This is a genomic window from Mesorhizobium sp. XAP4, assembly GCF_029269325.1.
Classification (GTDB): domain Bacteria; phylum Pseudomonadota; class Alphaproteobacteria; order Rhizobiales; family Rhizobiaceae; genus Mesorhizobium; species Mesorhizobium ciceri.
This window is the reverse complement of record NZ_JARIXW010000008.1, coordinates 61,190-83,659: the sequence shown is the minus strand read 5'-3', so window position 1 is coordinate 83,659 and position 22,470 is coordinate 61,190. Positions and strand designations below refer to the sequence as shown.

The following is a 22,470-nucleotide window of genomic DNA, read 5'->3' as shown; positions in this document are numbered from 1 at the left end:
ATTTGCGCCATCGCCAGACAGTCTGGTTGGCGGCGATTATGCGCCCGAACCCTTGGTTCACGACAATCCAAACCGCCTTAAACGACAAATATTAATGAGGAGGAATTAATAAATGCCAATGAAGACACTTGCTGCTGTCGGCCTGACAATAGCTATCGCTCTGACCGGTACTGTCCCGACATCAGCCCAGATGAAGAGCAGCACGTTCAACATTCTGATGCTGACTGATCTTTCCTCGGTCTATTCAGAAACCTCAGGTCCAGGTGATGTGGAATTCGCAAAGATGGCGGTCGAAGATTTCGGTGGCAAGGTCAACGGGGTTCCGATAAAAGTCATCGTCGTCGACAACAAGCTTGATCCGGCGCTGTCCGTCAACAAGGCACGCGAGATCATCGATTCCCAGGGCGTGAATCTGATAACGGACGTGTCGAGCTCGGCGGCCGCGATCGCTGTTGCCAAGCTTGCCAACGAACGACACATTCTGACGACTTTCGTCAGCCCAGGAACCATGGCACTTTCCAACGAGGCCTGCGGTAAATACACTTGGCACTACGGTTACGATACTTCAGCCATGTCGGTTCCAGTCAAACAAATGACCAAGGAGGGCACTAAGAAGTGGTACTTTATCGCGGCTGACTTTGCCTTCGGTAAATCTCTGCTCGATTCTTTCTCAAAGGCTGTCAAGCAGAATGGCGGCGAAATCGTCGGGGTGGACATGGTGCCGTTCCCCAATGATGATTTCTCAAACTATCTCCTGAAAGCGCAGGCGGCGGGCGCGCAGGCCATTGGCATTCTTGAATCAGGTCAGGACCTGCGCAACGCGGTCAAGCAGGCACGAGAGTTCGGATTGATGGACGCCGGTATAAAGATTGTTCCCGGCCAGTTGAATCTGTCGGACGTCAAAGCTCTTGGCCCAGACACTTGGGCTGGCGTTAACGCCGCGCTGATCTGGTATTGGGATCTGGACGACGAGACCCGGAAATTCGCCAAGCGCTTCCATGAGAAACTGAATTTCTATCCCGGCGACATACACGCCGGGAACTATTCCGCCGTCTATCAGGTGCTGAAAGCGGTCCAGGAACTCGGCACCGACGATCCCGACAAGGTGACGAAAGTCCTTGAAGGCCGACGTTTCAGCGACATGTTCGCGAAGGACGCGCTCATGCGCAAGAGCGACCATCTTGTGGTCAAGCGCACCTTCGTCGGTCAGGTCAAGCCCGCGTCGGGCGTGAAGAACGATAGTGACTTTTTTGATATCACCGGCTCGGTTCCAGGTGACGAGGCGTATTATCCGGAGACGGACAGCACCTGCAAGCACGACTGGGAGTAGGACGACATAGTTCCCGGCATCGGTTTATCGACGTCGCCGGGACGCATCTGGCCTGCAGGGATCCGGAGTTCTACCTAATGTCATATTATGCGATATTGCTCTTCAATGGGCTGGTGACCGGCGGGGTCCTGGCGCTGATGAGCCTCGGAATGAGCATCATTTTCGGCATGATGCGCGTGGTCAATTTTATGCATGGCTCCATGTTCATGCTTGGCGCCGTCACCGCGTTGGTTCTGGGGTCTCAATTCGGCCTCTCGTTGTGGGTCGGCTTCCTCGTTTCAGCCGTCTTTGTTGGCACGACTGGCATCGTGCTGGAACGGCTGCTTATACGGCGCCTCTACGGCCTCGACCTTGCGTATGTTCTGATCCTAACGTTCGGCCTCTCGCTGATCATGCAAGACGTCGTCCGGATATTCTACGGTGTGACGTCCGCGCCCTATCTTGTGCCCGACCTTCTCAAAGGTGCCGTCAACCTTGGGTTCGTCTCCTATCCGAAATATCGTCTCTTTGTCGTCATAGTATCGATCGGCTTGTGTTTCGGTACATGGTTCGCGCTGGAGCGTACCCGTTTGGGCGCCCTTATCCGGGCGGCCTCGGAGCGGCCCGATCTCCTCAAATGCTTCGGTGGGAACGTACCCCTCCTCATTTCCGGGACATTCTTCTTTGCCTCGGCTCTGGCCGGGCTGGCTGGGGCGCTCTCGGCGCCGTTGCGCAACGTGTCACCCTTCATGGGCGAAGAGATGATCAATTTCGTCTTTGCTGTGGTCGTTGCCGGCGGGATGGGGTCGATTGCCGGCTCGGTGGTCATGGGCTTTGCATCCGGTCTCGTCTCGGCCATCGCAGCGATCTTCTATGCCCCGGCGTCCACCGCAGTCATTTACATCCTTATGCTTGTTGTGCTGCTGGTGCGGCCCGGCGGTATCTTCCAGGGCATCGACATCTCTCATTTCGCGCTTCACTACACACCGATGACGGAGCGCGCGCGACAGGTATTCCTGAGCAGGCCTGCCGCCTTGGTCGCGCTTGCTGCCGCCCTTCTGCTTCCTTGGGTGATCTATCCGGTCCTGGCGACCGATATCATCCTATGGGGATTGTTCGCCCTCGGTTTCGATCTTCTGTTCGCATTCGGTGGCCTGCTATCTTTCGGACAGGCGGCCTATTGGGGCACTTCCGCTTATGTCACCGGCATTCTGATGGTTAAGCTCGGGGTCCCGATGCTACTTTCCGTGCTCACGGGTGTCGCCGCCAGTACGGCTGTCAGCCTCCTCTTCGGCTTGGTCGTCGCGCGAAAGAAGGGGATCTATTTCTCGATGATCACTTTCGCGTTCGCATCGATCGTATATTTCATCATCAACCAGTTTCCCGACTTTACGGGGGGCGAGGATGGCCTGCATGGGCTGGTTCGGCCGACACTCCTGGGGCTGGATCTGGGCGATGATAGGGTCTTCTACTATGTATCTCTGGGCGCTGTGGCACTGGTGGTCTACGCCATCCTACGGCTTCTCAAATCGCCTTATGGGCTCGCGCTTCTCGGCGCTCGCGAGAACGAGCAGCGCTTAATGAGCATTGGGTACAATGTATACAGTCTGCGAGTGAAGGCTTACGTGTTTTCGGCTTTGGTATGTTCGACCGGAGGCGCTTTTTATGCGCTGAACCATCAGTTCGTTACGCTCGAGATGGTCAGCTGGCGGGCGTCCGGAGAGCCGGTCATGATGACGCTTCTGGGCGGAGCAGGCACCATTTTCGGGCCATTCGTTGGCAGCGGCGTCGTCCTGATGATGCGCAGCACGCTTTCGTCGATAACGGACAGCGGCAGCCTGTTCCTTGGCATTTTGTTCGTCACCATTGTGCTTCTGTTCCGCCGCGGCATACTCGGCGAAATCGTGCATTATTCCGTTGACCGCGTTCCACCCGCCGAAATGTCTGGCTCGGGCAGGCGATATGCATCGAAGCCCGATCGGGCTGTCGCTACGGGAGATGCAGCCGATGCCTGATTGTGGCCAGAACATTGGCGAGAGCGCTGGCGGAACCGTGATGCCGCTACTGGAACTGCAGTCCGTCACGATGAGTTTCGGCGGCTTCAAGGCGATCAATGACTTAAGCCTGAAATTCGAGAGAAAGCCGGTTTACGGCATCATCGGCCCTAATGGGGCCGGCAAGACGACTTTGTTCAACGTCTTGAGCGGGTTTTATCGGCCGAAGCGTGGTCGGCTGCTGTTCAACGGCCAGGACATGACTCGTTTACGTGCCGAGCAGTTTGCTCGCCGAGGTATCGTGCGCAGCTTTCAGATCACGAGCATCTTCCCCAATCTCTCGGTCATGGACAATGTCGTGCTGTCGGTGCAGCGCCGAGCAGACGGGGGTACGAAGGCCTTCGCAAAGATCGACTGGCATGAGGATCACCGGCCGGAAGCGTCGGCACTGCTGGATCAGGTCGGAATTCCGTCCTCTTTGCGCGGTCGACCCGCAGGGGACCTGCCATATGGCCGCAAACGCGCATTGGAGCTCGCGATTTCCCTGGGAGCACACCCAACGATTCTCCTTCTCGACGAACCAACCGCTGGGATGACGACGGCAGATGTATCGCGTACGACGGACCTTATTGCGCAACTGTCCGTCGACCGCATGATCATCGTCGTGGAGCACAACCTCGGTGTCATCGCAAATGTCGCCGATGAGATCATTGTATTGCAGCAGGGGGCGCTTCTAACGCGCGGTCGCTACGCCGACGTCCGACAGGATCCCCGGGTGATAGAAGCCTATTTGGGAAAGCGCCATTGAGCATGCTGGAGATAACGGATCTCGACGCCTATTATGGCGAAAGCCATATTTTGCAGGGCGTCAACTTGTCTGTCCAGACTGGCGAAGTGGTAACGTTGGTGGGGCGAAACGGTGCCGGCAAGACCACGCTGCTGAAGTCGATCATCGGCGATATTCCCCGACGAACCGGGAGCATCCGCTTCATCGGAACCGAAATCATCGATCTCTCGCCTGAGCGGATTTGCAAGATGCGGGTCGGTTTTGTGCCGGAAGACCGCGGAATTTTCTCGACGCTGAACGTATACGAGAATCTGACGATCGGCCGTGCGAACGGAGACACCGCCTGGCCGCTCGACCGGATCTATGAGTATTTCCCGATCCTCAAAACCCGGCGCTCGCAAAAGGCCGCGTCGTTGTCGGGTGGGGAAAAGCAGATGCTAGCGATAGCGCGGCCCCTTTACATGGGCGCTTCGTTTCTGATGCTCGACGAGCCGACAGAGGGGCTGGCACCTGTCGTGGTCGATGCGATCGGTGCACTGATCAAAGATATCAAGTCCACGGGACTGACCATTCTCTTAGTCGAGCAGAATCTTCAATTCGCCGCCGAGGTCGCCGACCGGTACTACGTAATCGAAAATGGAAAAATCGTCAGAGAAATGACGAACCATCAGATGGCCGAAGATCAACAAAGTCTTCTCGATCACCTCGGAGTGTGAGGCACGACCAGGATGTTGTCGAGCTCCGGATGGCAATGGCGAATCAAACCTTATGACAACGCCCATCCTCGAGCTTCGCTGCCCGACCGCGAAAACGCCGGGCACGCTCATGCGCGCTGTCGCCGATCCTGGCCTGCGCTGTCCCAGGACATCTCGATCGCAACGACACAGCCGAGTTACGCGCGAGGGCCAAGCCAATTTAGCGTTATGGTCAAAATGCAGTGATTGATCTTCTCTGTGGATTGCACTGAGGCACCCCTCCCAAAAAACTAGTTGTCTTCTTGGTCTTAGGTTCGCCGGACCATACGAGAGAATATGAAGGAAACCGGTTGGCTAACCATCCTCTACGTATTGATTGTATATGCAAAGTTGACCCGCAGAGGCTAAAACAGTCGTTATTCGTCAGTGGTTTACGAAGCGGTTCGTCCATTTTGGTTCAGGAAGCTGATCCAGCTATTTTGCTGCCCGAATTTAACTCATACCGAATGGCAGCTTTGCGCCCAATATCGGCCGTTCGGCCTCACCGGCATCGATCCCCCCAAAAGCGGCCGTTCGTTCCTCCGGGCAAGCGGTCGCTTAGGAATGCCTGGCTTCGGATAATCCAGTCAGTCCGCTTTGTGGGAACGGTGGGTCATAAGCAGCCTCATAGATTGGAGCTGAGAACGCCGTTGGCGGATGAGCATGGGAACGCGTTCCATTACCGGCGACGGCTTTCCGCCAGATGTCGGCTACACCGACGTTCGCCCCCGCAATGTCGCGTCACCTATGAACTCGGTCGGAGACAGTCGTTGTAGGGCGAGAACGTAGCGTTCCGACGCATCCGGAGGAGTTTTCAGTTGAGATTAAACGAACAAGCCCGGCCGTGAAGTCAGACGTCCGGCGGCCGAAACTCACGTACGACCTCGAACACGCCGGGCTCGAAAATCACAGTTACCATGATCTCTCGAAGCGCGCTCATCGAGCTGCTGCCTGCGCGCATCGCCTGATATTCCGCGAGGCTTCGCCAGCGCGCATACATCACAACCCGCTCGCCATCCAGGCTCAGATGCAGTGTCGCGCCTTCGAAGCCAAGGGCCGTCGCGACCGACTCTTCTGTGACTTTGGTTAGCAGAGCTATCAATTCCGCCGGATCTTCTGCCTTCAACCGGAAGGTGTTGATCAGAATCACGCGGCGCTGTTGTTTCGGCATCACGAAGCCCTTCCTTCCACTTGCGGCTGTGCGTCTTCAGAACCTGAGGCCGCCGCAGCTTGCAGCACGGCTTGCAGTTCCTGGTCGAGACGCTGCGCGACGACGTCAACCAGCGGGTCGCCGAACTGGCGGAAAACGGCGGCGGGCCGGTCGTACTCGAACGCCGAGCCTTCTCCGTCCTCTCGCAACAGGACGCGGATGGGTGCGTAAATCCCGGCGGAAAGCTGGTGGCGGGTCATCTTCGAGGCCGTAAGCGGGTTGCCAATGTCATACTGGATGGAGCGCCGCTTCTGGCCTGCGATCGCCAACAGCGCGCCATGGTCCCGGAAGCCGAAAATCGACAGGTTCGCCGAAGCTTCGAGCTCGCGCAAAGCGCGCTCGGCCTCGCCGTATCGCAGTAGTGTGAATATCCCATCGTCGATCCGCGGGACGAGGCTCTCAAGCCTGGCCTTCGTCTCGGTGAAGGGATTGGCGGATCGGATGGTGATGTGCTCGTTTGTGAACGGGCGTGTCTCGACCGTGGGGGTGGCCATTGGCTGTCTCCAAATGATGAGGGGCGGGATTTCGAGAGCGATTAGAAGGTTATTGACTAGCCCTGAGGACCTTCTCCACCCGCGCCGCGAGACCAAGGAGCGCGCGATCCTCGCTTTCTGGCCCGTCGAGTTCGAGGCCGATCGGGAGGTCATGACTGTCAAGGCCGATCGGCAGACTGACCCCGGGTAGTCCAGCAGCGCTGGCGGGAATGGTGTTGTTCGCCAATACCCGGAAATCAACCTCCTGGCCGCCCACGGTGAATTGCATCTGGCGCTCAACCCTCGGCGCCGTGCAGGGCGTTGTCGGGAAGATCAGCGCGTGGGCACCATGCCGTGTGAAAATCTCGCTCATGCGTTCCTTCACCGCCAGGCGGTCGGCAGTCAGGGCGTGATAAGCCTGCTCACTCAGGTAGCCCGGCGCGCCAGGTATGACGAAGTGGTCCCAGGCGTCCTTGACGCCTGCGCGCAGACCCACGTGCAGATCCTCGAAGGCGACGGGGATCGCGTGTCGCTCCAGGAACTCGCTGAGCGAGGCCTTGGTCTCGCGGAAGAAGAGGCTCCACGTGGTCCGCAGGGCCAGCGCCTGGAAGTCCCCACCGAGATCGATCTCGACGATTTCGGCCCCCGCCTCGGCGAGGCGCAGGAGCGTGTTGCGGAACTGCGCCTCGACCTCGGGGTCCACCGGGTTCAGGTATTGGCGCGGTGCAAAGGCGAAACGGATTCCCTTGAGATCGGCGCGGGAGTCCAGCTCCGCCGCCGGCGCACCGGTGACGACCTGATCAATCAGGACGCAATCCTCGACGCTCCGGGCGAAGACACCCGTCGTATCGAGTGTGTGAGAGATCGGCGCGACCCCTGCGCGCGGCCAGCGCCGGGTTGTCGGCTTGAACCCCACGACGCCGCATAGGGAGGCGGGGACGCGGATTGACCCGATCGTGTCCCCGCCCAGCGTCGCCGGAGCGAGGCCGGCGGCGACCGCCGCCGCCGAACCGCTCGACGAACCGCCGGTTACATGGTCGGGCGCATGCGGGTTTCCGACCTGGCCATAAGGGCCGTTGTCGCCTGTCAAACCATAGGAAAGTTCGACCAGGTTGGTCTTCCCAAGCACGATCGCGCCCGCCGCCTTGAGCGTCGCAATGGCGTCCGCGTCCTCAGTTGGCTGGAAGTCTCTGAGCGAACCGACTCCCAGCGTCGTGCGCAAGCCGGCCGTGAGATAGCTGTCCTTGATGCCGAGGGGAACACCGAGCAGCGGCGCGTTCACGCCCTTGGCGCGGGCCTTGTCGGCTTCGCGGGCTGCGGAGAGGGCGCCAGGCTCGTCCAGGGTGATGAAAGCTCTCAGGCCCTCTTTCCGCCGCGCCTTGGCGAGAAGGGCAGAAACATAGTTTTCGGCGCTGATCTCGCCCCGGCGAATGGCTTCCGCCGCGCCCGACACGCCCAGCCGTGTGAGTTCTACCGCTTCTGGCACATTGGCATCGATGCCTCTGGTCTGCTGGTTCAGCATGAGGCCTCTCCTCTCATTAGAGATCAGTTAGATGTTGCATAACATCTATTTGGATGTCATATAACATCTAACCTGTCAAGGCTCGTTCGTGAGTGGTAGCGAGGAAGCGTCGTTGAGGAAGTCAAACAAGGAAGCCGCTGAAACCCGGCGCGCCATCGTTGCGGCGGCCGCTGACTACATCCGGCGCACGGGCATCGCCGAGGCTAGTCTTTCGGACGTTATGGCTGCTGCCGGCCTCACCCACGGCGGCTTCTACAAGCATTTTCGCAACAGGGAGCAGCTAATAGCCGAGGCGCTCGTCGCTGCGGGCAACGCATCTGCGGACATGCTCGGCAAGGTCCGGGCAGAAAAGGGGCGGAACGCTGCGTTGGACCGCTACCTGTCCCCTGAGCATCGCGATGCGGCTACGCCTACCTGTCCAATGGCGGCGTTGGGGAGCGAAGCTGCCCGGTCCTCAGGTAAGACGCGGGCGGCGGCGGTGGCTGTCGTCGAAGAGATGATCGACGCGCTGGCCGAAGATCGATTTTCTGGGGAGGCCCGCGGCGAAGCCATGGTGGACTACGCCACCATGATCGGCGCAATGACCTTGGCCCGAATCGCGTCGGGGACGCCACTATCGGAGGAAATCCTTGAACGTGCAAGGAAGCGCCTGCGTCGATAGGCGCGCCCCGTCTGGACAGCGCCGTGACCGGCCCACTCGCGGCCTGCGGGCTGAACGTCCGTTACGGAAGACGGCCGCCCCAGCGTCGGTGCAGGACGGCCGCTCTCTGACTGACTAGGCCACGTACTACCCGATGTCCAAAGCTGGGAACCAGCCGATGAAGGCAGCTTTCGCGCGCTGATCGTCCAAAGGCTGGCTGTCCGTAAACCGGCCCCAGAACTGTCGTCCGCAACGCGCCTGAAGTCGGCCATCGAACTTATAATGGCCGCCGTCCAGAAGCGGACATCCAAGCGGCTAGCCGCAATGGCACCTTCGCGCCCAACAGCGGCCACCCTCCCCTTGCTGGTACACCCCCTTCTACTGGTTACAAGCATCGGAGCGGGCGTGGACAGGCTGCTACGCGCGTTACCCGGGCTGCGGCTTCGAACTCGGTGCGGGGCTTATTTGGCGAAGCGGCTTCGGAATTCGGTCGTGGTGCTGCTGTGGGGGAAGGGTTCGGTCCGGATCGGCACGCTGAGAAAGGCGCGCAGGTTCGGCCAGCCTTCGGCCATTGGATACAGCAGCAGGCGCGACCGCCGAAAATTTTCGTCTCTATGACGGCCCGGCCAAAACTTTGCGGGTCGGTCTCGCCCATGGCGTTGAAGATCGTGGCGCGTGCGCTCCTATACCAGTCCTCGGGGTTGCGAACGGTGAGGATGAGCTTGGCGTCGGGGAAATACTCGGCGAGTTCGCGCCAGAAATAGGCCGTCGGCCAGTCGACTGCCGACTTGTAGCCGACATAGACGACGTCCCAATCCACCGGCTCGCGGCGCCCGGCGGCGCGGATCAGGTCGCGGTGCTCGGGGTTAGAGTTGACGTCCTCCATGTGAACCGAGCATTTCAAGCGCCAAGTTCAGAGTGTGCGTGCCGGTGCGGCCGAACCCAGCCCCGATAACAGGTAATGCCATGCGATCCTCCTGTGGGCGGGAGCGGATCATAGATTGCAGAGGGTGGAAAGGGAGGATGGTCCTAGCTCTCAATCCGAGAGGCCAAATCGGCATGTCGAGCGATGCGGCGAACTCGCTCTGCCCGAAGGCTACATAGCGGGCCGGCCGGTTTCGGCGCCGATAGCGATCCGAGCCGCAGGAGCTAGGCCGGCAGCCTTTGTTTCCAGCATAGCCCCGATAAGGGTCGCTTCGGCCAATTTCGGGGGCACCAGTTGGTCGTGTGTCCGCATTCTCGTTACACAGCCGTTCCATCATAGTTCCCTTCAGGTTGCGAGGGGGGCGGCGGCGGATGTCCGTGCCGTCTGCTGTGTTTTCAGGGTGGAATCAAACGGCCTCGGTCGCGGCGGCTTGCCGGACAAGCGCCGCGATCACCTCCACAAGAGGTGTCTTGCCTTTGACGCTGTTCTGTCCGTTATCTTTGAAGTCGATCCAGCCTTCGTTGAAGCCGTCGAGCATGCGCATGCGCGGCTGTGGGTTACGCGTACCCTGGGCACGGAACAGGCCCTCCCAGCTTTCCCGCGGGACGATCTCCACCCGCACCGGATGCCCGAGTGCCGACGCGAAGGCATTGGCGAGATCGTTGGGCGAGACCCGTGCGGGGCCTTCCATTTCTACGACCCGCTTGCCGATCCATTGCTCGCGGATCAGATCTGCGGCAAGCCGGCCGATATCCTGCGTCGCCACCATGGCGAAAGTCTTGTCGGCGGGCTGGAGGAAGCTATGCAGCACGCCTTCATCGCGGGCCGGCGCGACGTCCCAGGCCGCATTTTCCATGAACCAGCCGGGCCGCAGGAAGGTAACGGGAAGATCGAGCTCGCCGAGGGCTCGTTCCAGCATCGTCCGCTGGCTCAACAGATTGTCCACTTCCCCGTCGGCGCCGATGGTTGAGAGGCAGACGACCCTTTCCGGGCGGGCAGCAAGGAGAGCGGTCGTCAGCACCTCATTCTGCTTCGCCGCTTCCGGATAGCCGGGCGCCGGGTCGAATTCCGACGGCGGCAGGATGAACACGCCAGTGGCTCCCTTGAAGGCGGCAGCAAGCTGCGCGGCGGCGTCCATCTCGGCAAAGGCGATTTCGCAACCTCGCTTGCGCCAGATTTCCGCCTTGGCGGGGTCGCGCAGCACCGCACGGACCGGTTCTCCGGCATCGATCAGGGCTTTCGCCAGCGCGCCGCCGACCTTGCCAGTAATTCCTGTAATCGCATACATGATATGTCTCCTGGTGTTGAGGTCGGGAATTGATCAGGCGAGGCTGTCGTAGAGGCCGCGCTCGAATGTGCCGTAGAGCTTCACGACCTTCTGGTCGTAGAAGGGCAGAAGCTGGGTGAAGATGGCGCCGGTCACCTTCCTGACCGGGTCGAGCCAGAAATAGCAGTTGAGCAGGCCGGCCCAGGAAATGCTGCCTGCCGCCCGACCGTTCGGACCGGGCAGCGTGTTGATGTCGAACGAATATCCCCACTTGTGGGGCTCGCCGGGAAACTGGTCGAAGCTCTGCGAATAGGCAGGCTGGGCGGTCCGCATGGCCTGGACGTCGAGGTCGCCGATCTGGTTGCGCATCATCGACGCGACCGTTTCCGGCTTCAGCACCCGTACGCCTTTATGAGTGCCTCCGTTCAGCAGCATCCGCAGGAAGGCCATGTAGTCGCGCGGCGTACTGAAGCCGCCGCCGCCGCCCATGAAGAATTCCGGCCGCTGGGGCATTTCGAAGGGCGCGGGCGTCAGGCCGCCGTCTTCGCGACGGTTATGGAAGGTGGCGACCCTGGCCTTCTGCTTGCTTCCGATCAGGAAGCCTGAATCGGTCATGCCGAGCGGGGCGAAGATGTTCTCGCGGAAATAGACTTCCAGTGACTGGTCGCTGACCGCTTCCACCAGCTTTCCGACCCAGTCCATGCTGATGCCGTATTGCCAGCGTTCGCCGGGGTCGAATTCGAGCGGGGCCAGGAAGGCGCCGTTCTTGCACGTGGCGATGTCCGGCATGCCGGTGACGTTCTCGTAGCGGGTTAGTGCATCGCTCCAGATCGAATAGGTATAGCCGGAGGTGTGTGTGAGCAGGTGACGCACCTTGATGGCCCGCTTGGCCGGACGCAGGCGCGGCTGGCCGTCGCCGTCGAAACCCTCCAACACCATCGGATTGGCGAGTTGTGGTAGATATTTCGCCGCATCGTCCTCGGGGTCGATCCTGCCCTGCTCGACTAGCTGCATGCAGGCCGTAGCGGTGAAGGCCTTCGTCATGGACAACAGCCAAAATACCGTATCGGGGCGCATCGTTGCTCCGGTGACGGTATTGGCCTTTCCGAAAGTTCCTTCGTAGATCACGCTGTCTGGTCCTGCCGCGGTGGCAACGACGCCGGCGACGGTACCGTCCCGCACCGCTTGTTCCATTGCCATGTCGATGGACTTGAAGTTGCCGGACCGCGCTTGCGGGTTGGCCGCCAGTGCGTGGACCGGCGTGTTCACCGCGGCGGCGCCCGCCGCCAGCAAAAGGCCGCCACGCGCCAACAGGCTTCTGCGTGAGATCGCATTCATGGATGAATTCCTTCTCGCAAGGCCGGAGACTTCCGCGGTCCGGTGTGCCGCTGCGCCGTCCGGGCGCTCAAAAATCATCTATGGGAAGCAATGCGATGATTCACGCGCAATAATATCAAAGATAAGATGACTCAAAATCATCATGATGGGACGGTTGAGATCACCGGCCTTGCAAAGGAGAGAGGGCATGAGTTTCGACACGCGGTTGTTGACCGGGGTCGGCGTTTTCGGGGCGGTGATGGAAGCGGGCAATTTCGTGCGGGCCGCGGATGTTCTCGGTCTCACGCCATCGGGCGTCAGCCGTGCGGTGGCGAGGCTCGAACAACGCGTCGGTGTCAGGTTGTTCGACCGCAATCCGCGCGAGGTCACGCTGACGGAGGAGGGCACGCGCTTCCATGCCCGGATAATGCCGCTGCTGGCCGGACTGGAGGAGGCGGCCTCCGAAGCCGCCGGTTCGGCGGCATTCGTGGGCGGGCGGCTCAGGGTATCGATCGATCCCTGGTTCGCGCGAATGGTGCTGGCGCCGAGGATCGGTGAATTCCTGGCACACTACCCCGCACTGTCGCTCGATCTGACCACCAGCAACTATCGCGAAGAGATGATGAGCGGCGCGGATGTCGCCGTGCGCTTCGGTCCGCCGGACGAATCCTCGCTGATCGCGCGCAAACTGCTGGACGTACCAGTCCTGACCTGTGCCGCCCCAAGCTATCTCGAGCGTCACGGCATTCCAGCCACGCCCCACGACCTGATGCACCACGATTGCATCCTCTTTCGCGACCCACAGACCGGGCGGCCGTTCACCTGGGAATTCCGAGGGGATAACGGGGCCATCGAGATCAAGGCGTCGGGGCGGTTGGTCATGGACGATCCCTCCGCTGCCGTCGCGGCCGGTCTAGCGGGGCAAGGCATATTCCAGAGCCTTGCCATCGGCCTCGACGAGTGGCTTGAGAGCGGGGCGCTCACGACGATCCTGGCGGAATGGTCAGACGAACAGTTTCCGCTTTACGCCTACCATCCGTCACGCCACATGCCGCCGGCAAAAGTGCGGGCTTTTCTGGATTTTGTTCAACGGATCGCGGCGGCGTAGCGGGGGGCATTCTTGCCGCGCACGGCCCTGGCTGTCCGCCGGCAAAAATGCTTGCCGCCTCGCATGATGGTGTTGCATAACGGTCATATGAGCCGACGGGGGCGCCGCTCAGGCCATGGATCGAGCGGCCGATGCAATCCAGCGCCTCAGCCGCTGGATATCATCGCCTGGCTGCCGGTGACGCATGCTACAGCTCTGACGAGGGGGCACATGGTCGAGCAACTCGGCGACCGCCTTTGCCCGCGGGGGACATTCGCGTCCAGGCAATTGCCTCCGCTTTTCGCGTCCTAGCAACACTCTCTTTTTTGGCATTGATACTCATAGACGGCATGTCTTCCCGCGCCTGATCGAGCATCTAGAGCAGAACTCGACAGTCCGACAAGGAATTCTTCTCGGTGCTGATGGCTGCCACGGCGATGGAAGGTTCGGCCAAAGTTGATACGTGGAAATACCACGAGGCCCATACCCACGCGAGTGGAAGCCGCGTGATGTTTCGCCCTGTTCAGCGCCATATGCTCTTACCCTGGCTATCAAATAGATGGACCTTCTCGAGGTCTGGGGACAGGAATATAGTTTGGCCGGCGACGACCGATACTCGCTCGCGTAGCAGCGCACCGAGCCTTGTTTTCGCTGCTTTGGCGACAACCAACGTTTCCGAGCCAGTCGGTTCGACCGCCTCGACCACTGCAGTCAGGCCCTGGTCTGAAATTCTCAGGTGCTCTGGCCGGATGCCATAGGCGGCGGCTGCTATGCTGGCGCCAGCATGCGCGGGCAATGGGAGCATAATGCCGTCGGTTGCGACGAAGCCTCCCGGCTCACTCTTGCCGACCAAGACATTCATTGCTGGCGAGCCGATGAACTGGGCAACGAACAGATTGGCCGGCCGGTCATAGAGATCGAGCGGGGCGCCGACCTGTTCGACGATGCCGCCATTCATGACGACGATCTTGTCGGCCATAGTCATGGCTTCGACCTGGTCGTGGGTGACGTAGACGATGGTGGTTCCCAGGCGCTGGTGCAGCGCCTTGATTTCGGCGCGCATCTGCACGCGCAGCTTGGCGTCGAGGTTGGAGAGTGGCTCGTCGAACAGGAAGATCTTCGGGTCGCGCACGATGGCGCGGCCCATGGCGACACGCTGGCGCTGGCCGCCGGACAACTGGCGCGGATAGCGCTCCAGCAAGTCCTGCAGTCCGAGGATCGTCGCGGCGCGCGCAATCTTGGCGTCGATCTCGCTTTTGTCGGTCTTCTTCAGCGTCAGTGCGAAGGCCATGTTCTCGCGCACCGTCATGTGCGGGTAGAGCGCATAATTCTGGAAGACCATGGCGATATCGCGCGATTTTGGCGCGACATCGTTGATGATCTTGCCTTCGAGCGCGATCTCGCCGGCGCTGATGTCTTCCAGGCCGGCGATCATCCTGAGCAAGGTCGACTTGCCGCAACCGGACGGGCCAACCAGGATGACGAATTCGCCCGACGCGATGTCGACGGACACGCCGTGGATGACCTTCGCCTTGCTATAGGCCTTATCGACACCTGATATGGTGAGCGCACTCATTGGTATTTTCCTTAGAAAGAGACCTTGTCGCCGCCCTTGAGCTGCAAGATCTGCCGTGCCTCGTCAGGGGTGGCGACCGAAGCACCAAGCCCTTCGATGATCTGGCGTACCTTGCGCACCTGCTCGGCATTGGATTTCGCCAGTTGGCCCTTGCCGATCCAGAGCGAGTCCTCCAGCCCGACGCGCACATTGCCGCCGAGCGCAATGGCCTGGGTGGCGATCGGCAGCTGGCTGCGGCCGGCGCCCAGCACCGACCAGTGGTAGTCCTGTCCAAACAGCCGGTCGGCGGTGCGCCTCATATGCGCGACATCTTCCGGATGGGTGCCGATGCCGCCCAATATGCCGAACACGCTCTGGACGAAGAACGGCGCCTTGACCAGGCCGCGCTCAACGAAATGGGCGAGCGTGTAGAGGTGGCCGATGTCGTAGCACTCGATCTCGAAACGCGTGCCGGTTTGCGCGCAGGTGCGCAGGATGTGCTCGATGTCGCCAAAGGTGTTGCGGAAGATGCGGTCGCGCGAGCCTTCGAGATAGGGGCGTTCCCAGTCATGCTCGAAGGTCTTGAAGCGCTCCAGCATTGGGTAGAGGCCGAAATTCATCGAGCCCATGTTGAGCGATGCAACTTCCGGCGCAAAGGTCGCCGCCGGCTTGACGCGCTCCTCGACGCTCATTGTCGCGGCGCCGCCTGTGGTGATGTTGATGACGCAGTCCGAGCGTTGCTTGATCACCTTCAGGAAGGGCGCAAACGCCTCGGTCGACTGGTCGGGCCGGCCGTCGGCGGGGTTGCGCGCATGCAGATGGACGATGGCAGCGCCGGCCTCGGCCGCGCCGATCGCGGCATCGGCAATCTCTTGGGCGCTCACCGGCAGATGCGGCGACATGGACGGCGTGTGGATCGAGCCGGTAACCGCGCAGGTGATGATGATCTTGTTCTGGTTCGCCACTTGAAGATTTCCTCGTCTATTTGACCGCAGTCTATTTCACCGCGCCTTGGGTGATGCCGGAGATGAACTGCTTCGACAGCACGATGTAGAGCAGCGTTATCGGCAGCGCCGCCAGAGTGAGCCCGGTGAACAGCACGCCCCAGTCGGTGGTGAATTCACCGACGAAGACGGTGAGGCCCTGCGGCAAGGTTTTGAGCTCGTCCGAGGTGATCAGCACCAGCGGGAAGAAGAAGTCGTTCCAGATCGGCACGGCGTTCTGGATGGCGACGATGACCAGGGCCGGGCGCGCCAACGGCAACATGATCGAGCGCATGATGCGAAATTCGCTGGCGCCGTCCATGCGTGCGGACTCTTCCAGTTCGCGCGGCAAGGTCCGGAGGAAGCCGGTCATGATGAACACCGCTGAGGGAATGCCCATGGCGACATAGACCAGCACCAGGCCGGCATAGCTGTCGACCAGCCCAAGCGAATCCAGCTGGATGAACAGCGGAATGATCGCCAGTTTGAGCGGCACCGTCATGCCGCTGAGGAAAAACATCAGCAGCAGCGCGCTCAGCCTGAACTGGTAGCGGGCAACCGCATAGGCGGCCATGGTGCTGAACAGAAGGATCAGGGCGACCGCGGCCATGGTGATGCCGACGGAGTTGGCGAGGTAGCGCACGAAGTTGGTTTCGCTCCACACCCGCTCGGCATTGGCCAGCGAAAAGTGCGCCGGCAGGGCGAAGGGCGAGGAGAAGATCTCGGCGTTGGTCTTGAAGGACGACATCACCATGACGAACAGCGGATAGATCATGATGACGGCGTTGATCGCCAGCATCAGCTGGATGGCGCCATTCTTCAGCAACTCGGCGGGTTGCCCGGTGCGGGCTGTCGCGCTCACAGCTCGATCTCGCGACGGCGCAGGTAGCGAAGCGCGATTGCAGTGACGCCTGCAACGATGATGAACATCATCACGGCCAGCGCGCTGCCCTGGCCGAAATCCTGGATCCCGGTCGTCGTCGAACCGAAGGCGGTGCGGTAGAAATAGAGGCCGAGCACGTCGGTGGCGCCGCCGGGCGAACCGGTGAGGCCGGCCATGACGTAGGGGATTTCGAACCAGTTGAAGCTGCCGATGAAGGTCAGGATGGTGACGATGGTGACGCTCGGCGCAATCAGCGGCCAGATAATCCTGGTCATCAGCACATAGTCGCCGGCGCCGTCGAGACGGGCTGCCTCGATCACTTCCTTGCTGACGCGCTGCATGCCGGCCAAAAGCACCAGGGTCGGGAAGCCCAGCCAGTGCCAGACATTGGCGAACAGGACGCTGCCGAGTGCTGTGTGTTCATTGCCGAGCCACGGGATGGCGCCGATGCCGACCAGCGCCAGCGTCTGGTTCACCAGGCCGAACAGCGGATGCAGGAACAGTTTCCACAGGAAGCCGACGATGACCGCCGACAGCACGACCGGAAGAAAGACGATGACCTGGTGGATACGGTGGCCGGGCAGCGCCTTCAGCAAGGCATAGGCGAGCAGGAAGGCGGTGCCGTTCTCGAACACCATCAGCGCCACGAAGGCGATGATGTTGTGCTTCAGCGCATTCCAGGTCCAGTCGCTGTAAGGCTGTTCAAACAGCACCTTGCGGAAGTTTTCGAAGCCGATGAATCCGGTCGGCTGCAAGCCGTTGAACTCATAGAAGGCAAGGCGGAAGGCTGAGAGCAGCGGCCAGAGCACGAACAGCACCATGACCACCAGGGCCGGTGTCAGCAGGGACGCGATCCAGAGTGACCGGCGCCACGGAAAGGCTTTTGTGGTGTGGCGCCGGCCGCTGTTCATGTCACTTGCCCTGGAAAGGCTTGTACCATTTGGCGAGGCCGTTGGTCAGGTCGGCGGCCAGCTGGTCCGGGGTGATCGAACCCGACATCATCTTGGTGATGTCGCCCTGCAGCAGCTCCGATCCCGTCGGTTTCTCGAAACGGAAGTAGACGACATTGATATGCGGCATGGCGGTTTCGTTCAACTTGGCGACATGGGCGAGAAGCTCGTCCTTGATGACGACGCCCTTGATCGGCGAGATGTTGCCGAGCAGAGCGGAGAACTTGTCGCCGAACTCCTTTGTGCCCATCCAGTTGACCAGCTTGAGCGCGGCCTCCTTGTTGGCCGACTTGGCGTTGACCGCATAGCCGCCGTCGAAGAACTTGGTCACCTGCGGCGTATCGCCGGCCTTGACCACTGGCGGGGCGACGAAGTCCATGTTGATGGCCGGGTTCTGGGTGCGATAGCTGGCGATGTCGAAGCTGCCGCCGGCAAGCATCGCCGCTTTGCCGCTGATGAACAGCTGGCCGGCGGTGTCATAGTCGATACCTTCGAAGCCGGGCGGCATGTAGTCGCGCAATTCGAGCAGCTTGCCGAGTGCGGCGACATAGCGCGGGTCCTTGAAGGTGGTCTTGCCCAACGTCAGGTCGCTGACGAAATCCTGGCCGAGGAACGGGTTGGTGAAGATGGCGACGAACATCTCGTTGAACCAGCTTGTGCCCATGCCGTTGGCGAGGGGATAAATACCCTTGTCCTTCAGCGCCTTGCTGACGGTTATGAACTCATCCCATGTGGTCGGCGGGGTCAACCCGGTCTTGGCGAAGACGTCCTTGTTGATGAACAGGCCGAGCGTCTGCGAAGCGAAGGGCAGCGAATAGACCTTCTTGTCGGCGCGATAGGTGCCGGCCACCAGCGCATCGGCGGGCTGGTTGGCGAGCGAAGGCACCGTGGTCAGATCCTGTGGTTCAAAATAGCCGGCCTTCACGAACTGCTCGAGCCAGCCATAGGCGTGGGTGTGGATGACGTCGCCACCCTTGCCGGCGGCCAGGGCCGTCGAGACGATGGTCGGATAGTTCTCGTCCGGGAAGGACTCGAACTTCACATGGATGTCCGGGTTGGCCTTGGTGAAATCGGCGAAAGTTCGTTGTAGGCGGCCTTGTCTTCCTGGCGCCAGGTCCAGAACGAGATGTCGGTGGCATGCGCCACGCTGGCTGCCAATCCCCATGCGAAAGACGCGGCCGCGAGGGCCAGCCCAATCCTTCTCCTGCTCATGTTGCAATCTCCCAATCGCGCTTGATGCGCTTTTTACGACGATTATCAAATCATAGTTCTTGCCGTCTGGAAAGATAGTTTGTAAAGTTTCCTAACTAAATGGATTGGACGCGGCAGCCCGGCTTGCGCGGTGGATATGGTGACCCAGAAAATCATTGCAGGCGTGGATATAGGCGGCACCAAGACGCGCATCATGGCGTGCCAGGGCGAGCGCATCGCCGACGAGGTGCTGGTGACGGAGAGCTGGCGCATTCGCCAGATGGAGACTGATGCCGAGACACTGGCTGGGATCGTCGCGGGATTGTGCGGCGGGGTCGCGCCCGCTGTGCTGGCCGTTGGCGCGCATGGCTGCGACACGGGTGAACAATGCCTTCGCTTCCAGGCTCTGCTGGCAAGCAGGACCGGTGGTGCGGTGCAGGTGGTCAACGATGCCGAGCTGATGGTTCCTGCCGCTGGCTACATCGACGGCATCGGCGTCGTCTCCGGCACAGGCTCGATCGCGGTGGCACGCACGGCCGATGGCAAGATGCTGGCAGCCGGTGGCTGGGGCTGGATCCTTGGCGACGAAGGCAGCGCGCCGGCATTGGTGCGCGAGGCGGCGAAAGCAATCCGGCACAGCCTCGACCGGGGCCAGGATGGTGACCCGCTGATTGCCGGGCTGATGCGCGAACTGGGTACAGACGACCAGACCAAGCTTGGCATCCTGCTCAACGAAACGCGTGGTGCCGCGGTCTGGGGCCGCTATGCCAATGCCGTATTCGACGCGGCGATCGCCGGCTCGGCTCTGGCTATCCGTGTTATCAGCGAAGGCGGGACAGGGTTGGCCGCATTGGTCGAACTCTTGATCGAACGCGGCGCCAATCCCGCCCTTGTCGTGGCTGGCGGCGGGGTCATCTCGGAGCAGCCGATGTTGATGACGGCATTCGTCGAGGCCATGGCAAAGGTCTCGCCGTCGAGCCAGGTGCTGCTGCTGCGCGAGCCGCCGGTGCTGGGTGCGGTCGCCTTGGCGAGACGACTGCTGATCGGCCAGGGCTAATCTTCGGGAATTGGAGCGGTTTGAATGATGAAGCGTATCGGCTATCGCCCGGCGGTGGCGCGCCAGACGGAAAGTCTCGAAATCGGCCGGCGTTCGGTGGCCTCGTCGCTTGACGACCTCGATCTCGGCGCTTTTGCCGGCAAGACGATCGGGCTTGCCGGCATCGGCGCCAGCTATCAGGCGGCGCTGGCCGGTGCGCTTTATCTGCGCGCCTCCGGTATCAAGGCTTTTGCCTATACGCCGACCGATCTCTATGGCCGGACGGATGCAGCCGCCGATGCGTTCATCGCGCTGTCGGCCTCCGGGCAGAGCCGCGAAATCTACGACGTCATGCGCGAGGCGTCGGGCGCGCCGCGCCTGGCGGTCTGCCGTGGCAGCGGCAATCCGCTGGCTGATCTGACTGGTGCTGTGCTTGCCACGGATTCTGGCGCCGACAATGGCGCAAGCTCCACCGGCTATACCGGGACCTTGCTGGCGCTCGGCATGCTGATCGACAGGCTCGCCGGCAACAGATTCGACTGGACGACTTTGTCACCTGCAGCCGCCACCGTCCTTTCCGGTGCGCAAAGCGCTGCCGGGCAGGCGGCCCGGCTGCTGCAGGGCAGAACATCCATCGACATCGTCGGCGCCGGTGTCGGCTTCGCCAATGCCGGCGAGGCGGCGATGCTGATACGCGAGGCGGTGCGGGTGCCGGCATCGGGATGGGACACGCTGAACTATCTGCACGGGCCGATGGAATCGCAGGATGCGGCGACCGGACTGATCGCCATCGGCGACGGTCGCGAGGTGAAGATCGCGCAGGATCTTGCGGCGCTGGGCTGCCCCTCGGTGCTGGTGACGCGGCGCAGCGATGTCGCTCCAGCCGACAGGCTGGTGGTGATCTCGATTCCCGCGCTCGGCAACGCCATCGCTGATGCCATACTGGAGATCATCGCCATCCAGCTCATTGTCGGCGACATGCAGGACGCGGCCGGCCTCACCGACATCGTGTTCCGCTACCGCCAGACCGATACCAAGCTGAAGCCGTGGTCGCCGACCGAAGTCTGACGTCCTTGTCCGGACATCGCGGAAATTGCCAAACCGGTCAGCAATGAGGCATTGAGGACAGGATATGGCTTTCGAGTCGGGGCAGCGAATGCGCTTTCGCCGACCGGAGACAGGATTTCAGGCAAAGGTCGAACGGCTGAGATGGCGGCTGCGGAAATCCCCAATCTGACCGACAGCGCCCGGGCGGTGCTGCGCCTGCTTGCCTCGCACGGGCCGGTGACGCGGCCAAAGCTCGGCGCCATGCTCGACCTGTCGAAGCCTACCATGTCGGCGGCGGTGTCGGAGCTGAGCGCGCTCGGCCTCGTCGCCTCGCGTGGGATTGAGCGCGGCGCCATTGGCCGCACGGCGACGATCTACGGCATCGGTCCAGGTGCCGGCTACGCGATCGGCATCGATGTCGGCGCCGCCCAGGTGCGCGCCGTCGCCTATTCGATGGATGCGCAGAAGCTGGCGTCGGCGGAAGAACCGATCCCGGAAACGATAGCCGGCGATGCCGACGCGGTCGGCGCCGTCGTGCTGTCGGTCGCGCGTGCCACAATGGCCAAGGTGGCCAAGAGTTTTCGCGCGTTGCGCGCCATTGCGGTGGCGGTGCCGCGCATCGTCTCCAATGATCGTTTCGACCGGCCCGGGGGGCCGTCCGCCGTGCTTGGCCTGCTGCGGCGCAGCATCGAGGTGCCGATCGTCCTGGAAAACAACGTCAACTGCGCGGCCATTGGCGAGATGCATTTTGGTGCCGCGCAAGGCCACCAGACCTTCGCCTTTCTGCAGGTCGGCGTGCGGGTTGGCCTCGGCCTCATCACCGAGGGGCGTTTGTTTCGCGGCGCCGGTGGTGCGGCCGGCGAAATCGGCCGCATGCCGTTTCCATGGTCGGCCAGCGAGACGCCCTATCGTGAAGGGCTCGAACATTATCTCGGCTCTCGGGCGCTAATAGAGCGCTGCCGTGTCGACTGGCCCGCTGGGGAAGGCGCGCCGCCCGACTCGGCCAAGGATCTGTTCGCGCGTGCTCTGGAGGGCTCAGCACCGGCGGTGGCGGCTGTCGCGCGCCATGCCGCCGATATCGGCAGGCTGGCCGCTGGCTGCATCGGCATACTCGACCCCGGCCTGATCGTGCTTGGCGGCGGTGTCGGCAGAAACCCGCTGATGACGGAAAACGTCGAGCGCGTCGCGGCAGAGCTTGCGTGGCCGACACGGATCGCCGTCAGTTCCCTGGGGGACGACGGGACCGCGCTTGGTGCCGTGAAGCTGGCGGTTGATTACACTCTCGGGCTGATGCTGCGCGAAGGGCGCCACCCGGCTGTGGTGCTGCCCCCAACGTCAAACGTGGAGCCTTAGAGGTGGTGTATCGTGGAGCACAATACCTCGTCGTCACTGAGCATTGCTGGCGCTCATCGCGCCAAAGAAGCGCCTGACGGACGAGAGAGACTGGGCCATATGGATTTCGTTTCTTGCGGTGTTCGGGAACGTGCTTTCGCTCGGCCCTGCGCTCGTTTGGCGCGCCCACGTACTGCGACGAGACTTTTTTCCTTCGCCTGAAGATCC

The 22,470-nt window shown here is 61.5% G+C and carries 21 protein-coding genes; 9 read left to right on the top strand and 12 right to left on the bottom strand.

Going from position 1 to position 22,470, the window contains the following annotated elements:
* Nucleotides 1-112: 112 nt before the first annotated feature.
* From P3C39_RS28920 to P3C39_RS28905, 4 genes are all read left to right on the top strand, one after another.
* Complete coding sequence (locus P3C39_RS28920) at nt 113-1,330, top strand: ABC transporter substrate-binding protein (RefSeq protein WP_081714392.1); 1,218 nt, start codon at nt 113-115, stop codon at nt 1,328-1,330.
* A 77-nt stretch (nt 1,331-1,407) separates the two neighbouring features.
* Nucleotides 1,408-3,324: an ABC transporter permease gene (locus P3C39_RS28915; protein WP_275954828.1), complete on the top strand. Its 1,917-nt coding sequence runs from the start codon at nt 1,408-1,410 to the stop codon at nt 3,322-3,324.
* Nucleotides 3,317-4,111: an ABC transporter ATP-binding protein gene (locus P3C39_RS28910; protein WP_275954829.1), complete on the top strand. Its 795-nt coding sequence runs from the start codon at nt 3,317-3,319 to the stop codon at nt 4,109-4,111. The genes P3C39_RS28915 and P3C39_RS28910 overlap by 8 nt, the downstream gene beginning before the upstream one ends.
* Nucleotides 4,112-4,113: 2 nt before the next feature.
* Nucleotides 4,114-4,806 carry an ABC transporter ATP-binding protein gene (locus P3C39_RS28905; RefSeq protein WP_128307782.1) on the top strand — a complete coding sequence of 231 codons (693 nt, stop codon included), beginning with the start codon at nt 4,114-4,116 and terminating at the stop codon, nt 4,804-4,806.
* Nucleotides 4,807-5,674: 868 nt separating this feature from the next.
* Here the strand turns inward: P3C39_RS28905 and P3C39_RS28900 are convergent.
* The 3 genes from P3C39_RS28900 to P3C39_RS28890 are packed head-to-tail and all read right to left on the bottom strand — an operon-like array spanning nt 5,675 to nt 8,029.
* Entirely contained in the window at nt 5,675-5,995 is a 321-nt protein-coding gene (locus tag P3C39_RS28900) for an antibiotic biosynthesis monooxygenase (protein ID WP_032899530.1), read from the bottom strand.
* Nucleotides 5,995-6,528: a DUF302 domain-containing protein gene (locus P3C39_RS28895; protein WP_024504925.1), complete on the bottom strand. Its 534-nt coding sequence runs from the start codon at nt 6,526-6,528 to the stop codon at nt 5,995-5,997. The genes P3C39_RS28900 and P3C39_RS28895 overlap by 1 nt, the downstream gene beginning before the upstream one ends.
* A 49-nt stretch (nt 6,529-6,577) precedes the next feature.
* Nucleotides 6,578-8,029 carry an amidase family protein gene (locus P3C39_RS28890; RefSeq protein ID WP_275954830.1) on the bottom strand — a complete coding sequence of 484 codons (1,452 nt, stop codon included), beginning with the start codon at nt 8,027-8,029 and terminating at the stop codon, nt 6,578-6,580.
* A 112-nt stretch (nt 8,030-8,141) separates the two neighbouring features.
* Here P3C39_RS28890 and P3C39_RS28885 point away from each other — a divergent pair, with 112 nt between their 5' ends.
* Nucleotides 8,142-8,690 carry a TetR family transcriptional regulator gene (locus tag P3C39_RS28885; protein WP_275954831.1) on the top strand — a complete coding sequence of 183 codons (549 nt, stop codon included), beginning with the start codon at nt 8,142-8,144 and terminating at the stop codon, nt 8,688-8,690.
* Between the two features lie 364 nt (nt 8,691-9,054).
* On the opposite strand, the gene P3C39_RS28880 is transcribed toward P3C39_RS28885, so the two are convergent.
* The 3 genes from P3C39_RS28880 to P3C39_RS28870 form a co-directional block, all read right to left on the bottom strand.
* Nucleotides 9,055-9,555, bottom strand: coding sequence for a sulfotransferase (locus P3C39_RS28880; protein WP_275954832.1), 501 nt, complete (start codon nt 9,553-9,555; stop codon nt 9,055-9,057).
* A gap of 445 nt (nt 9,556-10,000) precedes the next feature.
* Nucleotides 10,001-10,882, bottom strand: coding sequence for an NmrA family NAD(P)-binding protein (locus tag P3C39_RS28875; protein ID WP_275954833.1), 882 nt, complete (start codon nt 10,880-10,882; stop codon nt 10,001-10,003).
* Nucleotides 10,883-10,915: 33 nt separating this feature from the next.
* Entirely contained in the window at nt 10,916-12,199 is a 1,284-nt protein-coding gene (locus P3C39_RS28870; protein WP_275954834.1) for a serine hydrolase domain-containing protein, read from the bottom strand.
* Nucleotides 12,200-12,386: 187 nt separating this feature from the next.
* On the opposite strand from P3C39_RS28870, the gene P3C39_RS28865 reads away from it, so the two are divergent.
* A complete protein-coding gene (locus P3C39_RS28865) occupies nt 12,387-13,286 on the top strand; it encodes a LysR family transcriptional regulator (protein WP_275954835.1) in 900 nt (299 codons plus the stop codon).
* Nucleotides 13,287-13,788: 502 nt separating this feature from the next.
* Here the strand turns inward: P3C39_RS28865 and ugpC are convergent.
* Genes ugpC through P3C39_RS28835 form a run of 6 tightly spaced genes read right to left on the bottom strand, consistent with a single transcriptional unit; the run spans nt 13,789 to nt 18,848 of the window.
* The gene (gene ugpC / locus P3C39_RS28860; protein ID WP_275954836.1) at nt 13,789-14,841 is read right to left on the bottom strand and encodes a sn-glycerol-3-phosphate ABC transporter ATP-binding protein UgpC; all 1,053 of its coding nucleotides are present in this window, start codon (nt 14,839-14,841) and stop codon (nt 13,789-13,791) included.
* An 11-nt stretch (nt 14,842-14,852) separates the two neighbouring features.
* Nucleotides 14,853-15,785 (bottom strand): 3-keto-5-aminohexanoate cleavage protein, encoded by a 933-nt coding sequence (locus P3C39_RS28855; RefSeq protein ID WP_275954837.1) that lies wholly within the window; start codon nt 15,783-15,785, stop codon nt 14,853-14,855.
* A gap of 31 nt (nt 15,786-15,816) precedes the next feature.
* Nucleotides 15,817-16,665 (bottom strand): carbohydrate ABC transporter permease, encoded by an 849-nt coding sequence (locus P3C39_RS28850; RefSeq protein WP_275954838.1) that lies wholly within the window; start codon nt 16,663-16,665, stop codon nt 15,817-15,819.
* Complete coding sequence (locus P3C39_RS28845) at nt 16,662-17,597, bottom strand: sugar ABC transporter permease (RefSeq protein WP_027161988.1); 936 nt, start codon at nt 17,595-17,597, stop codon at nt 16,662-16,664. Before P3C39_RS28845 ends, P3C39_RS28850 begins: the two co-directional genes overlap by 4 nt.
* Before the next feature lies 1 nt (nt 17,598).
* Entirely contained in the window at nt 17,599-18,678 is a 1,080-nt protein-coding gene (locus tag P3C39_RS28840; protein ID WP_275954839.1) for an extracellular solute-binding protein, read from the bottom strand.
* A complete protein-coding gene (locus tag P3C39_RS28835; RefSeq protein ID WP_275954840.1) occupies nt 18,675-18,848 on the bottom strand; it encodes a hypothetical protein in 174 nt (57 codons plus the stop codon). The genes P3C39_RS28840 and P3C39_RS28835 overlap by 4 nt, the downstream gene beginning before the upstream one ends.
* A gap of 136 nt (nt 18,849-18,984) precedes the next feature.
* On the opposite strand from P3C39_RS28835, the gene P3C39_RS28830 reads away from it, so the two are divergent.
* From P3C39_RS28830 to P3C39_RS28820, 3 genes are all read left to right on the top strand, one after another.
* Nucleotides 18,985-19,884, top strand: coding sequence for a BadF/BadG/BcrA/BcrD ATPase family protein (locus tag P3C39_RS28830; RefSeq protein ID WP_245460978.1), 900 nt, complete (start codon nt 18,985-18,987; stop codon nt 19,882-19,884).
* Nucleotides 19,885-19,908: 24 nt separating this feature from the next.
* On the top strand, nt 19,909-20,931 hold the full coding sequence (locus tag P3C39_RS28825) for an SIS domain-containing protein (RefSeq protein ID WP_275954841.1): 1,023 nt from the start codon (nt 19,909-19,911) through the stop codon (nt 20,929-20,931).
* 141 nt (nt 20,932-21,072) lie between these two features.
* Nucleotides 21,073-22,263: an ROK family transcriptional regulator gene (locus P3C39_RS28820; RefSeq protein ID WP_013525210.1), complete on the top strand. Its 1,191-nt coding sequence runs from the start codon at nt 21,073-21,075 to the stop codon at nt 22,261-22,263.
* Nucleotides 22,264-22,470 lie beyond the last annotated feature (207 nt).

Excerpts from the sequence above, each read along its gene's own strand:
- P3C39_RS28920 (WP_081714392.1), top strand. The coding sequence starts at position 113 with ATGCCAATGAAGACACTTGCTGCTGTCGGCCTGACAATAGCTATCGCT.
- P3C39_RS28915 (WP_275954828.1), top strand. The coding sequence starts at position 1,408 with ATGTCATATTATGCGATATTGCTCTTCAATGGGCTGGTGACCGGCGGG.
- P3C39_RS28910 (WP_275954829.1), top strand. The coding sequence starts at position 3,317 with ATGCCTGATTGTGGCCAGAACATTGGCGAGAGCGCTGGCGGAACCGTG.
- P3C39_RS28905 (WP_128307782.1), top strand. The coding sequence starts at position 4,114 with ATGCTGGAGATAACGGATCTCGACGCCTATTATGGCGAAAGCCATATT.
- P3C39_RS28900 (WP_032899530.1), bottom strand. The coding sequence starts at position 5,995 with ATGCCGAAACAACAGCGCCGCGTGATTCTGATCAACACCTTCCGGTTG.
- P3C39_RS28895 (WP_024504925.1), bottom strand. The coding sequence starts at position 6,528 with ATGGCCACCCCCACGGTCGAGACACGCCCGTTCACAAACGAGCACATC.
- P3C39_RS28890 (WP_275954830.1), bottom strand. The coding sequence starts at position 8,029 with ATGCTGAACCAGCAGACCAGAGGCATCGATGCCAATGTGCCAGAAGCG.
- P3C39_RS28880 (WP_275954832.1), bottom strand. The coding sequence starts at position 9,555 with ATGGAGGACGTCAACTCTAACCCCGAGCACCGCGACCTGATCCGCGCC.
- P3C39_RS28875 (WP_275954833.1), bottom strand. The coding sequence starts at position 10,882 with ATGTATGCGATTACAGGAATTACTGGCAAGGTCGGCGGCGCGCTGGCG.
- P3C39_RS28870 (WP_275954834.1), bottom strand. The coding sequence starts at position 12,199 with ATGAATGCGATCTCACGCAGAAGCCTGTTGGCGCGTGGCGGCCTTTTG.
- P3C39_RS28865 (WP_275954835.1), top strand. The coding sequence starts at position 12,387 with ATGAGTTTCGACACGCGGTTGTTGACCGGGGTCGGCGTTTTCGGGGCG.
- ugpC (WP_275954836.1), bottom strand. The coding sequence starts at position 14,841 with ATGAGTGCGCTCACCATATCAGGTGTCGATAAGGCCTATAGCAAGGCG.
- P3C39_RS28845 (WP_027161988.1), bottom strand. The coding sequence starts at position 17,597 with ATGAACAGCGGCCGGCGCCACACCACAAAAGCCTTTCCGTGGCGCCGG.
- P3C39_RS28835 (WP_275954840.1), bottom strand. The coding sequence starts at position 18,848 with ATGAGCAGGAGAAGGATTGGGCTGGCCCTCGCGGCCGCGTCTTTCGCA.
- P3C39_RS28830 (WP_245460978.1), top strand. The coding sequence starts at position 18,985 with ATGGTGACCCAGAAAATCATTGCAGGCGTGGATATAGGCGGCACCAAG.
- P3C39_RS28825 (WP_275954841.1), top strand. The coding sequence starts at position 19,909 with ATGATGAAGCGTATCGGCTATCGCCCGGCGGTGGCGCGCCAGACGGAA.
- P3C39_RS28820 (WP_013525210.1), top strand. The coding sequence starts at position 21,073 with ATGGCGGCTGCGGAAATCCCCAATCTGACCGACAGCGCCCGGGCGGTG.